The sequence below is a fragment of the Desulfobacter latus genome, assembly GCF_013389365.1.
GTDB classification, from domain to species: Bacteria; Desulfobacterota; Desulfobacteria; order Desulfobacterales; family Desulfobacteraceae; genus Desulfobacter; species Desulfobacter latus.
Map to the genome: position 1 here is coordinate 1 of NZ_JACADJ010000091.1, position 13,176 is coordinate 13,176.

12 protein-coding genes are annotated in these 13,176 nt (G+C 47.4%); 9 read left to right on the forward strand and 3 right to left on the reverse strand.

Annotated features, from left to right (window positions below; genetic code table 11):
• Nucleotides 1-494: 494 nt before the first annotated feature.
• Nucleotides 495-773, forward strand: coding sequence for an RNase H family protein (locus tag HXW94_RS16840; RefSeq protein ID WP_178368068.1), 279 nt, complete (start codon nt 495-497; stop codon nt 771-773).
• Between the two features lie 322 nt (nt 774-1,095).
• Here the strand turns inward: HXW94_RS16840 and HXW94_RS16845 are convergent, their stop codons facing one another.
• The gene (locus tag HXW94_RS16845) at nt 1,096-1,320 is read right to left on the reverse strand and encodes a hypothetical protein (protein ID WP_178368069.1); all 225 of its coding nucleotides are present in this window, start codon (nt 1,318-1,320) and stop codon (nt 1,096-1,098) included.
• Complete coding sequence (locus tag HXW94_RS16850; RefSeq protein WP_218576776.1) at nt 1,317-1,784, reverse strand: PIN domain-containing protein; 468 nt, start codon at nt 1,782-1,784, stop codon at nt 1,317-1,319. Before HXW94_RS16850 ends, HXW94_RS16845 begins: the two co-directional genes overlap by 4 nt.
• A 520-nt stretch (nt 1,785-2,304) precedes the next feature.
• Between HXW94_RS16850 and HXW94_RS16855 the strand changes: the two genes are divergently transcribed.
• The 8 genes from HXW94_RS16855 to HXW94_RS16890 all read left to right on the forward strand — a co-directional run bounded on the left by HXW94_RS16855 (nt 2,305) and on the right by HXW94_RS16890 (nt 10,278).
• Nucleotides 2,305-4,035: a sensor histidine kinase gene (locus HXW94_RS16855; RefSeq protein ID WP_178368071.1), complete on the forward strand. Its 1,731-nt coding sequence runs from the start codon at nt 2,305-2,307 to the stop codon at nt 4,033-4,035.
• A gap of 15 nt (nt 4,036-4,050) precedes the next feature.
• Complete coding sequence (locus HXW94_RS16860; protein ID WP_178368072.1) at nt 4,051-4,503, forward strand: response regulator; 453 nt, start codon at nt 4,051-4,053, stop codon at nt 4,501-4,503.
• A 22-nt stretch (nt 4,504-4,525) separates the two neighbouring features.
• Nucleotides 4,526-6,373, forward strand: a complete 1,848-nt coding sequence (locus tag HXW94_RS16865; RefSeq protein ID WP_178368073.1) for an SLC13 family permease — start codon at nt 4,526-4,528, stop codon at nt 6,371-6,373.
• A 23-nt stretch (nt 6,374-6,396) separates the two neighbouring features.
• Entirely contained in the window at nt 6,397-6,534 is a 138-nt protein-coding gene (locus tag HXW94_RS16870) for a hypothetical protein (RefSeq protein ID WP_178368074.1), read from the forward strand.
• Between the two features lie 71 nt (nt 6,535-6,605).
• Nucleotides 6,606-7,139, forward strand: coding sequence for a YIP1 family protein (locus HXW94_RS16875; protein ID WP_178368075.1), 534 nt, complete (start codon nt 6,606-6,608; stop codon nt 7,137-7,139).
• A 28-nt stretch (nt 7,140-7,167) separates the two neighbouring features.
• Nucleotides 7,168-8,082, forward strand: a complete 915-nt coding sequence (locus HXW94_RS16880; protein ID WP_178368076.1) for a response regulator — start codon at nt 7,168-7,170, stop codon at nt 8,080-8,082.
• Nucleotides 8,083-8,229: 147 nt separating this feature from the next.
• Entirely contained in the window at nt 8,230-9,162 is a 933-nt protein-coding gene (locus HXW94_RS16885; protein ID WP_178368077.1) for a universal stress protein, read from the forward strand.
• Nucleotides 9,163-9,345: 183 nt separating this feature from the next.
• The gene (locus HXW94_RS16890) at nt 9,346-10,278 is read left to right on the forward strand and encodes a universal stress protein (RefSeq protein WP_178368078.1); all 933 of its coding nucleotides are present in this window, start codon (nt 9,346-9,348) and stop codon (nt 10,276-10,278) included.
• Between the two features lie 747 nt (nt 10,279-11,025).
• On the opposite strand, the gene ltrA is transcribed toward HXW94_RS16890, so the two are convergent.
• Nucleotides 11,026-12,315: a group II intron reverse transcriptase/maturase gene (gene ltrA / locus HXW94_RS16895; RefSeq protein ID WP_218576777.1), complete on the reverse strand. Its 1,290-nt coding sequence runs from the start codon at nt 12,313-12,315 to the stop codon at nt 11,026-11,028.
• Nucleotides 12,316-13,176: the final 861 nt, after the last annotated feature.

Genomic DNA, 13,176 nt, shown 5'->3' on the forward strand with positions numbered 1-13,176 from the left:
TAGAACCTGGAGCTGGCGAGCACCCCAGGGTACCTGTTTCCGATCTAACGTAGTACTCGAAGCACTTAGACTGGTCAACTTTGGGGCTTTTTCAAGCCCCTCGGTCTTTAGCCGAGGGGTAGTTGACAATTTTATTAATAGTACATTTTGGCATCCTTCATTTCCCGCTTTACACTTTCCAGATGCCGACCCCCATTTTTCGGGAACCTCCATTCAAAAAGTGTAAAGTACTTTTGGGATCATATGAAGGATGCCTACATTTTACCCGTTTTGTCTAGGGAAAAATGCTAAAGCAAAAAACTTATATCCCACACCTGAAGGAGTGGGTTTTACGGCCTAAAGGCCAAATCTATAAAAGATTATCCATTATGTTGCCATCTAATCAAATTTTATTCAACAATTATAAATTTAATAAGTTTAGAAAACCATTGGCCAAGATATTGTATAACTCGATCATCAAGTGAAAGGGTTGATGCATGCCCAGGGGGGATTAAATGACAATCTTACGGCTGTTCACCGATGGCAGTGTGAATCCCAAATCAAAAGTCGGATATGGGGCATACCTTGCTGTATTATGGGAGATACCGTATTCAGAAGCCTTTAAGGCAGATGTTAAGGTAAAAAAATTTGAACACACCAGCCCAGCCAAACTGGAGCTCCAGGCCCTGATCTGGGCATTGACTTCAGTTCAAAAACCTGTCGGCAAAATCATTGTGTATACGGATTCCCAGAACATTATCGGGCTTAAGACAGGCGCCGGCGACTTGAAATAAATGATTATTTATCGAAGAAGAATAGTCTTAATAAAAACAGGAACTCCGGGATATTCTATGGGGAGGGGCGAGCCGCAGTGTCGTTTCTATATTATGATAAAGCTTATTTTTCAAGACCTGCCCGGGGTGGCCATACCTCATCTCCATTATTTAAATTTCCGGCTAATCGCGGTGCTGACCGGCGCCGTGCGCCGATCAAGCAAACGCAGTTTGATTGATGGGTGTGCGGTGTCCGGGGGCAAACAGGTAAAAACTTTCAATAAACCAAGGCATTTAATCGAAAATGAACCATTTCAAGGCGGATCTGTCCCCCCGGTCAAGTTCAGCGTTTTGTTCGGTTCATTTTCTCATTAAGTGTCTGCTGAAATTCCATTGCTTTTTTGCTTATCTCTTCTCCACTTAATTCACTAAAAAGAGACTCTCTCCATTTTGTATAATCAAATTTTTCTCTTTGGATAAGAGCAATAAACCTCTCAGCTTCAACCATTCCAAGAGTGTTACTCAATATTTCAAAACCAGCTATTTTTATTTCTGTATCTGTTCTCATTGTTTTGCTTCCCATTCGATAATAAAATTTATAGGATCAGTTACTTTTATTTCAGGGTACGCACTTCTCTTCTTTAAAATCCCCTTATCTACAGTGAGAAAATACTGGCATTGAGATGAAATAGCACATGCGATATGTAAGGCGTCTAAATGTTTTAAACCTATAGCTGTCAATTCATTCATTTTTTCTAAAATTTCATCGGTTTCTTGTACAAATGAACTGGCTATATTCTTCCATTTTTGAATTTCTGTCTTTCTTTCTATGAAAGGATTCGCACTATTTTCAAAATCAAGGATATACGACCACCCCAAAGAAATAAGCCCGGATTTTATTTTTGTCTGAATGTCTAACTTTGCTTCAGTTTCAAGCCTTATCGTCAAAAATGTTTGATCATCGAAAGGCCTATTAAAACAACAATTATCAAGGTATATCTTCATTTTGTAGTGTCTTTCAAATAAATTCAAACCCGTCTTACTTCTTGAATACTATAACATGAGATAATATAAATTCCCAATATCATTAGAACTGCTTTTTTTGATTGTTTATAATGCCATGCTGGATTTTTTGACCTATGACCTTGTTCTTAGAAAGCCGAACAAGTGATTGTGTGGTTTCCGTTTATCTTTCGTATTCACTTATCCAACGGGATAGCTCCCAAAAAGTAAGAATAACCAGATCTGCATAAATAGTTAAAAAATCAATTATGAAAGCATTAACATCATCTGAAAAGGCTTGCAAATTTTTTTCTTCAATTTGGCACATAATAACTGAATACAATTGTCAGGCTTTTTTACAGCTTGGAAAACGCATCAACAAATTTAAGCTTTAAAATTCCGCCGGGATACTGGCAGTCAAACAAATATCATATTTAATTTCAATATATTAAATCTTTGTTGTGCCTGTTTTTTTATCCGGCACCATAGTTGCTATATAGAGCCCCAGACAAGAAAATATTCTTTTCAACGAGGAACAAAGGGGCCAATCTTGAGCAAATTAAAACAAACCAGACAGTGGCTGAAAAGAGCAATTTTTCTTAATATGACTTTTTTCCCCATGATCACTTTTATTATTGTTTTAGGTATCAACTTCTATTTTTTCTCGTCAACCCTGGAAAAATCCACCCAGGCCAGCCTTGAAAGAATCCTGACAGATCACCGTAAGATGATTGAATCTTTCCTGCTTGAAAGAAAATCCGATCTTGAGCTGATCACCCGGGCCTATACGTTTGAAGACATCATGGCCGAAGACGCCATCAACACCATCTGCCAAAGTCTTCAGAAACGGTCGCCGGCCTTTGTTGACCTAGGGCTGTTTGACGAAACCGGTAAGCACTTGAAATATTCCGGGTCCTTTGCCCTGGCAGGAAAAATATACACCCGGGAACCCTGGTTCCAAAAAACCATGCGCCGGGGATTTTATATCAGTGATATTTTTCTAGGATACCGCAATCTTCCCCATTTTGTTGTGGCCGTGCGCAGGACTGAAAACGAGCAAACCTGGGTGCTGCGTGCCACCATTGATACCGTGTTCTTTGACTCCATGGTATCCGGGGTGCGCATCGGCAAAACAGGCGAAGCCTATATTTTAAACGACGAGGGCGTCGCCCAGACCGCCAGACGTTCCGGGGATATCGCCCTTCTTGATAAAGATCCGGCCTTTGGGTGGATGAACAAGCAATTTTCCACCAACCGACAGACCTTCCAATTGTCACCCAAAGGCCAACCTTTTTTATATGCCGTATCCAAACTATCCAATAAATCCTGGTATCTAGTGGTGCGCCAGGAAAAAGACGACGCCTACAAAGCCCTTTACTCTGCCATCCTGATCTGTGTGGTCATCGCCATTTTAGGCCTGACGGCCCTGGTGATCCTGGCCTATGTCACTTCAGAGACCATCTGCCGCCGCATGGATCGCCTGGACGAAGAGAAGGAGCAGCTGGGCAGCCAGCTGATCCGGGCCGTGCAACTGGCGGAAATCGGGGAAATGGCAGCCGGATTTGCCCACGAAATCAACAATCCTCTACAGATCATCAAAAGTGAATATGCCCTGATCAAAATTCTCATGGAAGAACTGTCCCCGGGCAAAGCAGACAAGGACAAAGGCGTCGATCCCCAAACCGTCAATGACATCCGGGAAAGTGTGGACCAGATCCATAAACAGGTGGAGCGCTGTCATGAAATCACCTCTGCTATCTTAAAATTCGGCAGAAAGAAAAAGGTCAAACACACCGCTATGGATCCGGGCACGGTTATTCCAGAAATCCTCAAACTTGTTGAAAACTCCGCCCATACCAGCGGTATAGAGATCACCACCCGGATTGAAGAAAACGCACCAAGTTTCATGGGCGACCCCGGCCGGTTCCAGCAGGTCATGCTCAACCTGGTCAATAATGCCATACATGCCGTTACCAGCCGGCACGGTGCCAAGGGCGGCGCAATTGAAATACGTGCCGCCCAAACCCGGAACGATGAAGGCCGGACTATGGTTGACATTCAAGTCAAAGACAATGGCTGCGGAATAGCACCGGCGCATATGGATAAAATTTTTTCACCCTTTTTCACCACAAAAGCCGTTGGCAGGGGAACGGGCCTGGGGCTTTCGGTATGTTTCGGCATCATCGAAAGTTTCGGCGGCACCATGTCTGTGGACAGCCGTCTTGACCAAGGCACCGTGTTTTCCATTCAGCTTCCGGCATATGAAAATCAATCGTCTTAACAAGGAGGACAACCTATGGAGAAAATGAAACTGTTACTGGTCGATGACGAAATCCGGTACCTTGAAACCACCCGGAAACTCATTCAAAGAAAGGGCTATGAGGTGTGGACAGCCCCAAGCGGAGAAAAAGCGCTTCAAACCATGGCTGCCCACAACATCCATGTGGTGATTCTGGATGTGAAAATGCCCGGGATGGACGGCAATGAAACCCTTAAACAGATCAAGGAGCTGTACCCCTTGACGGAAGTGATCATGCTCACCGGTCATGCCACGGTGGATTCAGCCATAGACGGTCTTAAATCAGGTGCCTGGGATTATCTGATGAAGCCTGCAGATATTGAGGAGATCATTGAAAAAGCGGAGCTGGCATTTCAGAAACGTATGCACCAGGAAGAGAAAATCCGGTCGGCCCAGGCCAAACAGTACCTGAAATCCCCCCGGGAAATTCTCAAACAGGGGACGGAATAATCTGAAAAGAGGAGTAAATTGAATGAAACAAGATAAGAAAAAAGTCACCGGGTATGACAAATACATAGACTGGAAGATCTTTATCATTCCTGTGGTTCTATTTTTTGCTGTGCTCCTCATGCCCACCCCGTACGGCATGAAGGATGTGGGTATGGAATACACCATTGCCCCCCAAAAAGTGGTCTCTTATATTACGAATGAACTTTTTTCCGTCAAAAGTGAAGAGGCGGCTCAATGGCAGTTGCTCACCGCACAGATCATGGAACAGAACATGCGCATCGGCGCCCTGAGCAAGGACAGGTTCATGGACCGAAATGCCAAATGGTGCAAAAAATATAAAATCCCGGTCCAAAAGGCCAACCTTGAAAAGGCACAGGAATATATCCACAGCGTCAGCGATGCGGATTTCAAAACCTTGATGGGCAAGGCGCTGGAACTGCGCAAAAACGGGCTTAAATATGAAAACCTAACGGACAAAGACAAGGCAACGGCAAACGGTGGTGCCTGGAAAATCAAGGTCGCCATTGCCATGGGTATTTTTGTGGTTCTGTGTTTCTTAACCGAATGCATTCCCTTACCGGCCGTTGCCTTCTGTATCGGCCTGATTCTGGTGTTCACCGGGGTCATCAGCCGTCAGCAGGTGGCCATGCTCTACTGGTCCGACGCCTGCTGGTTTATCATGGGGTCGCTGATGTTTGCGGCCGCCTTTGTAAAAACCGGGGTGGACAAACGGGTGTGCATGATGATGTTCAAGCGCCTGGCCGTACCCAATCCCAAATGGATCACCCTGATCTTCTTTTTAATCATCACGCCGTTAGCCGCCTTTATATCCGACCATGCCCTGGCAGCCATGTTCCTGCCCATTGGTATGCTGCTCTACCAGAACAGTTTGACCGAAGAGGTGCCCGAGGACAAAGATCTTGCCAAACTGTTGATGATCTCCATTGCCATGGCCTGTAACATCGGTGGTCCGGGCGCACCGTCCGGCGGTGCCAGAAATGTTATCATGATGACTTATCTCACCGATATGTTCGGCCTTGATATCGGTTATTTCCAATGGGTCACTTATTGTTTCCCCTTTCTCATCGCCATGATTCCGATTTCCTGGTTTATCATCAATATACGCTTTAAACCGAAAACCGTTACCCTGGCACCGGCCATGAATCACCTGCGCCGTGAAATCGACCGCATGGGTGCCTGGAACAAACAGCAGATCTGGGCCTTGATCATATTTCTGATCATGGTCTTCGGCTGGTTTACGGAAAAAGCCTTTTACAATATGGGTATTTATCCCATTCGCCTGGGTATCGGCGTTATTGCCGTGGCCGGCGCCATCGCCTACATCATGGCCGGCGTGGTCAACTGGCGCGACTACCAGGACCGCGTAGACTGGGGTGTTGTCTGGCTCTATGCCGGGGCTATTATCTTTGGCCGGACCCTGGATTCAACGGGCGCGGCATATTGGCTGGCCCGGTCGGCCATTGAATTTTTGTCCAATTTCGGTATGGATTCAGGCCTGCCGCTGATGGCCGTATCCAATGGTCTGACCTCTATCCTGACTAACCTCATGGCGGACGGCCCGGCAGCGGCATCCGTAGGCCCCATCACCCTGAACATGGCCGGCATGGTTCATCCGGGCAGCAGCTACCTGCCCTTCATGGCCATGGCCACGGCAATGGCGTCATCTTTTGCATACTGCCTGATCATCGGTACGCCCCCCAACGCCATTGTATATGCCAGCGGGTACCTGGAACCCAAAGATTACCTGAGAGCCGGTATCCCTTTGTTCTTTTTTGCCAACATCGTACTGCTGCTGCTCACCGGCGTTTACTGGACCGTTAGAGGATTCGGCACCTTGCCCGGATTCTGACAGGAACTTTCAAGGAGGGGAATATGACACAGATGTCAAAAAAAACAAACGCCCAATCAACCAAAAGCAGAATCTACTTTTCAAAAGAAACAGAACGACGGGTATTTTTTTACATGACGCTGATCATGCTCGCCGCAGGGATTATCAGCAAACTCTTTTAAACAAAGGCTTATTAAGGACGGCCCAGTGAAGCGCCTTTTTTGAATATGCCTTTTCGCCTAAGGAGGATGACATGAATACACCAGGGGCACTTTCGGCATTGAAATTTTACAACCAGGGGGTGATCCGGCTGCTCATCGAACCGGTCCTGTTTTTTGCGCAGCTGCCTGCAGTCCATACCACGGGCAGGGCCTTGGGGTTTATCGCCCTGTGTGCCGGATTTTATGCCGGAGCAGGACTGCTTACAGGTCCTGGGCCCCACCCCCCTGTGGTCATGGCATTAATCTACTTTATCAATGCGGCAGGCATGGTACTCATCAGTGCCGTCACGGGCTTTTGCACCATGGTGATGATCAGCGGCAAAAAGCGGGACTTTTCCCTGGTGTTCGGGCTTTACGCTTACGCGTCGGGGATCACCATGCTCATCTCATGGCTGCCCTTCATGCTCTGGTTCACGGAGCCGTGGAAATACTGGTTGGTCTATACGGGATTTCGACAAAGCTGCGGCCTGTCCAAATCCCGGGCAATTACCGTCCTTTTGATATCTGTACCGGTCCAGTGGTGCCTGATTTATTCGGCCATAACAGCAGTCACCGGTCGTGTGTAAAACATCTTTTAAATAGGAGCAATATAAAATGAAACAACCCATAAAAGTCTTAATGGTTGATGATGAAAAGCGGTTTAGGGAAACCACGCGCAAGATCCTGGAGCGTAATGGCTTTGAAACCATTCTTGCGGAAAACGGCGCCCAGGCCCTGCAATGTCTGGACCAGTCGCCGGATGTGGCCATTCTGGACATCCGCATGCCCGGCATGGACGGGCATGAGGTCCTTGAAAAAATGATTCAATTAGAACCCGATTTGCCCGTGATCATGCTCACGGGCCATGGAGATAAGGATTCGGCGGAACAGTCCCTGGTATTAGGTGCCTTTGACTACCTGTCAAAGCCATGTGACATTGACCTTTTGTCCGATAAGATCCGGGAAGCCTGGCGGAGTAAACAACAGACGGGGAAAATGGAAGAGGACCTGGTGGGCTCAGCCATGATCCCATTAAGTGCGTATACCACCATTAACGAACATGCCACCATTGCCGAATCCATCCAGGAACTTAAAGCCTCTTTTGTAACACTTCCGACCTCGGACCTGATCATGGAAACCGGCCACAGATCCATACTGGTCATGGACCAAAACAGGCAGATCCAAGGCATTCTGACCATCCGTGACCTTTTAAAACAAATTCTGCCGGGCTACCTGACTTCGACGAAGCCGGCTACAGCGGATTCCATCCAATACTCCCCCATGTTCTGGCGGGGAATGTTCACCAGCGCCATAGAACAGATCCGCACAGTGACCATCAATGAAATTATGTCCCCGGCACCCGTATCCATTGATGCGGAATCCACCCTGATGGAGGCTGCCTGGATCATGGTGGACCAACACCAGCGCCGCCTGATTGTCATTGAAAACGACAAACCTACAGGGGTTATCAGGGAACAAGACCTGTTTTTTCAAATGGGAAAACAACTGATTCCCCCAAGATTAAGGTAGGCCCGGATATCATCCATTAAACTCGATGTTCTGGGTTCTGGGTTCTGGGTGCTGGGTGCTGGAAATTCCTATACTATCGAGTTAAAATAAGCCCCTCCCCGGGTTTGATCCCAATCAATCAGCCCGGGATTTTTTAAAGGAGGTCCCATGTCAGACAGGAAAAAAATATTAGTTACCCTTGACGGCTCAAAACGTTCGGAAAGGAGCGTTGACTATCTATGCAGATTCAAACCGTTTAGAAACAGGAAAGTGACTTTATTTAACATAACAACGCCCGTGCCCGAAGCCTATTATGATCTGACCCAGGATTTCTTCAGCAAAATTGCCGTACCCCAGGTAAAGGCCTGGGAAATGGCCCAGAAAACAATAATGACCGAATTTCTCGAAGAGGCACGCCGGAAAATAATAGCTGCCGGTTATGCGCCGGACAATATCGAATTAAAACTTATCACCCGGGAAAAGGGGATTGCCAGGGGCATTTTCAACGAAATCAAAAACAATGAATACCACGGGCTTGTCATACGCAGAAGGGGAAGTGCAAACTCTATTATTGGTGTAACCATGGGTGGCGTCGCTGCCAAGCTGGTGGAAAAAGCAGATTTTATTCCTTTGATGATTGCCGGAACCCGTGAGATCCAGCACTATCTGTGCATCGCAGTTGACGGTTCCCCAGGATCCAGGCGCGCTACCCAGTACACAGCCGATATGATGGGAAAAACAAACTGCCGAATTCTTCTTTGCGCGATCATGCGTTCTACAGTGCCGGATTCAGCGTCTGAAGGAAAAGCCCCCCTTGTAGATATGCCTCTTCAAGCCAAACGCCGACTCAATGAAGCCATGGCCGAGGCAGAACAGATCCTGACCGAGGCGGGAATATCGAAAGACCGAATCAAAGCCCGTCTTATCCAGGGAGCCCAGAGCCGGGCAGGCGCGCTTCTGGATACGGCCCGGACTGCAAAATGCGACACCATTGTCATGGGCCGCAAGGGGGTGTCGAACCTTAACAATTTTGATCTGGGACGAATTCCCAGAAAAATTATTTTCGCGTCCAGAAAATTTACGATCTGGCTGATTCCTTAGGAACGCGTCCGAAATAATTTAACCGGATATATCAAATATGAATATGGCTGCCGCACCATAGAAAAAAGATTCGTCATCGCCCGGTGCCTGTGTTACGCTTAGATATAGATCTCATTTATTAAAAAATCACCCCCCGGGTGCGGCTCCAATCCACCGGCCCGGGATTTTCCAGAGGAGCTCCCCATGTCAGAGGAAAAAAAGATATTAGTTACCCTTGACGGTTCAAAACGTTCGGGAAGAACAGTTGACTATCTGTGCAGATTCAAACCGTTTAGAGACAGGAAAATAACCTTATTCAACATAACAACGCCCGTGCCTGAAGCCTATTATGATCTGATTCGGGATTCCTTCAGCAAAATTGCCGTATCCCAGGTAAATGCCTGGGAAATGGGCCGGAAAACAATAATGACCGAATTTCTCAAAGAGGCACGCCGGAAAATGATTGCTGCCGGTTATAAGTCGGACAATATCGAGCTCAAGCTTACCAGTCTTGAAAAGGGTGTTGCCAGGGACATTCTCAACGAAATAAAAACCAATGAATACCACGGCCTTGTCATCCGCAGAAGGGGAAGCTCAGAATCCATGCCCGGCGTAACCATGGGTGGCGTCGCTGCCAAGCTGGTGGAAAAAGCAAGCTCTCTTCCATTGATGATTGCCGGAACCCATGAAATCCATCACTACCTGTGCATTGCGGTTGACGGCTCCCCGGCATCCGGGCGCGCTATCCATTACACGGCCGATATGATGGCAAAAACAAACTGCCGTATTCTTCTTTGCGCGATCATGCGCACCACAGTTACGGATTCAGTGCCTGAAGGAAAGGACCCCTTTGTGGACATGTCTCTTCAAGCCAAACGTATACTTGATGAAGCCCTGGCCGAGGCAAAACAGATCCTGACCCAGGCAGGCATACCGGAAGACCGGATCGAAACCCGTCTTATCCAGGGGGCCCAGAGCCGGGCCGGCGCGCTTCTTGACAAGGCCCGGGCGGCAAAATGCGACACCATTGTCATGGGGCGAAAGGGCGTATCGGACGTTGAAGATTTCGATCTGGGACGAATCCCCAAAAAAATCATTTACGCGTCCAGAAAATTTACGATCTGGCTGATTCCTTAGGAACGCGTCCAAAATAATTGAACCCGCGCTCCCGGATATAGAAAAATGGGCAAGTTATTTAAGACCCATTCCTTACGTTCCTGGTACGCTTTGGCTGCAGCCTGAGCTTGTCGCTGGTGACAGCACCGTATCCCCAATAATGCAAAATCGGGTTTGGTTCTAACGTCGGCCAATGTAGGGGCAATCCCCCTGTGGTTGCCCTCGTTAGGGCAACCACAGGGGGATTGCCCCTACGAAAAATGGCCTGCAATAGAATCAAACCCCTGTAGGTTATCCCGCCGATTTTATCGGATTTTGGGCAGAGTCATGCTATGGAAATTTCGACCACTGCCGCATTCCCCCCATAGCCGACAGGCTGTTACGGAATAGATGATTTTTTTAAGTTCAAGGCGAAAAATCAATTTGACTGCAGGCATATATGCAGTATGCTGAGGATCAAATTTATTTTTCCAACGCCGAAGTTGGGCAAATTAACAAAAACTTGATCATCGAGTAACAGCCTGTCGATTAAAATCTGCTTGTCAACTACCCCTCGGCTAAAGACCGAGGGGCTTGAAAAAGCCCCAAAGTTGACCAGTCTAAGTGCTTTCCGGGTAGAAGCACCGGTTACCCGGCGCTCCCCCCACAGATCCGTACGTGAAGATTTCCCTCATACGGTTCCTCGGTTCTGATCCTTTTCCGGATCGTCAACCGGACAAGCGACACCCTGTCCGGCGTATAACTTTGCTACCCAATCGGCTCCGGATATTAAATGTTGTGGACAATCCTTGGTTTGGGTAGAGGATATGACTCCTGCAATTTACCAAACCATACTGTGCCTTTATGGCTTCTTCGTGTTAACCAAAAACGCCAAGTCTTTTCCGTGTACTCAAAGACGGTTTCCAGTATCTTGAAGTTTCCTCTTACACCGTAATATTGGTAAAACCCCCTGAGCTTACTCCGTAAGGTTGCATGTTGATCTTTTATAGGATCATGTCGGGAATTCTTGCACCACTGTCGAATCATATTCATGAATCGACGGGCTCTTTTTCCGGCTGTCTTCTTCTTAATCACCCAGTAACCCTTTAGAGATCTGGCCCAGAAGAAGGTAAAACCAAGAAAATCAAATGTCCCGTTCTTGTCATCTTTATCAACATTAGCCCCAGGTTTACCAAATGGTATCAAAACTGTTTTCTTCGGATGTAAAGATAAGTCGAAACCACCGAATCTCTTTGGCAATACCTCCATGAGTCTGTGGGCATCCTCTTCTTTTTCACAACCGATGATAAAGTCATCGGCAAAACGAACAATGAAGCACCGTCCGTACATCCGTGGAAGAACGGCATTGGCAAACCATTCATCCAATACATAGTGTAAAAATATGTTGCTCAAGATAGGCGAAATCACACCACCTTGCGGGGTGCCTTTGTCGGAGTAGGATATAGTCCCTCCTTCCATTACGCCTGCATTCAGCCATTTTCCAATCAACCGAATAATGCTGCCATCATTGACTTTTAATCGAATCAGGTCTTTAAGCATCGTATTGTTGATATTGTCGAACAGTCCGGTAATATCCGCACTGATTATCCACTTGATGTTATTTGTCCGACACTGTTCCCGCAATATATGAATCGCTTGATGCTGGTTGCGGCCTTTACGAAATCCCATAGAAAAATCTAAGAACGTCTGCTCATATATGGGGCTGAGAAGCATCTCAACTGCCCGTTGCACAATCTTGTCCTCAAATGCCGGAATTCCGATAGGTCTCTGCCTGCCGTCTTCCTTTTCAATCCATACACGTTTTACCGGAGGTGCTGTGTAGCGGCCGGTTTTTAGTCGTTCATGAAGATCAGAAAGGTTCGACTCCAGGTTTTTCCCGTAATCTTTTGCGGTTACTTTATCCACGCCAGGTGCCCCGTTCTTCTTTGTTCGGCGGTATGCTTCCCTGAGAAACGGAATATCCATTTTGTGGGCAAGTGTCGTAAATACCATGTCCGGACACTCAGTTGCCTGTCTTGCAATTTGCTGAAGTTCTGTTGATATGGTTTGTAGTCTCAATGTACCTCCCATAGTTCCATTCAGTTCTACGTTATACCCGGTTTCACCTTCCCTGCAGCGGGTCGCTTTGGGTATTGCTTCCCCGCCTTATCGTGTCGGGCACGCCGGCACATCGGTACTATGATCCACTAAGACTTCCGAAAGTCCTTCCCGGGTTTGTTCGCTGTTCACTATCCGCCCCCGGTACCTCTTAAGTGCTCCTGATTTATTCCATCCGGTGTTCAAGGTCCGGAGCCTCCTTGACACTGCGGGATTTTCTGCTTTGCGGTATCCCATCAACCGATTTTACTTTAAGGGAACTTTCGGACCTCCCAAGTTCCCGAGCCACCCCTTTGAGAACATGCCCTGGTCTCAGACCCCGGTGGTAACCTTGAACTCTTGCTGTAGCGAGCTTAAGGTTTGCTGCCTTCCGTTTGCTCGAAAACGTCGGCTTTCCCCCGCCGTACTCTGCGGGTTTATCCAATGACCACAACTATACATTTTTCGGGGCTCAATACAGAGCCTGCAATCTTGATCCATCCAGCTTCAGACACCCGTCTCCGGGCTTGCCTGTGGATTTCTCTACTGACCTGCCTGCTAAGCTTTGGTCAGGTGGGACTTTCTTAACTTCAGTGCCAGAGCAAGCTCTGCAAAGATGAAAGGAACCATTCGGTTCCCGAACACCCACTGGGTAACAATATCGGATTTCAGAGGATTACTCCTCATCCCAACGATTCGGATTTATCTTGGCACGACGAGCACTACGTTAGATCGGAAATAGGTACCCTGGGGTACTCGCCAGCTCCAGGTTCTACGGTAAGTGGTTAAACAGGTTTAAGGGGTTAAGCCGGTGCTGCTTGCGCCAAACCCGGTCATAACATT

Coding starts and splice junctions, on each gene's coding strand:
- HXW94_RS16840 (WP_178368068.1), top strand. CDS start 495: ATGACAATCTTACGGCTGTTCACCGATGGCAGTGTGAATCCCAAATCA.
- HXW94_RS16845 (WP_178368069.1), bottom strand. CDS start 1,320: ATGAGAACAGATACAGAAATAAAAATAGCTGGTTTTGAAATATTGAGT.
- HXW94_RS16860 (WP_178368072.1), top strand. CDS start 4,051: ATGGAGAAAATGAAACTGTTACTGGTCGATGACGAAATCCGGTACCTT.
- HXW94_RS16865 (WP_178368073.1), top strand. CDS start 4,526: ATGAAACAAGATAAGAAAAAAGTCACCGGGTATGACAAATACATAGAC.
- HXW94_RS16870 (WP_178368074.1), top strand. CDS start 6,397: ATGACACAGATGTCAAAAAAAACAAACGCCCAATCAACCAAAAGCAGA.
- HXW94_RS16875 (WP_178368075.1), top strand. CDS start 6,606: ATGAATACACCAGGGGCACTTTCGGCATTGAAATTTTACAACCAGGGG.
- HXW94_RS16880 (WP_178368076.1), top strand. CDS start 7,168: ATGAAACAACCCATAAAAGTCTTAATGGTTGATGATGAAAAGCGGTTT.
- HXW94_RS16885 (WP_178368077.1), top strand. CDS start 8,230: ATGTCAGACAGGAAAAAAATATTAGTTACCCTTGACGGCTCAAAACGT.
- HXW94_RS16890 (WP_178368078.1), top strand. CDS start 9,346: ATGTCAGAGGAAAAAAAGATATTAGTTACCCTTGACGGTTCAAAACGT.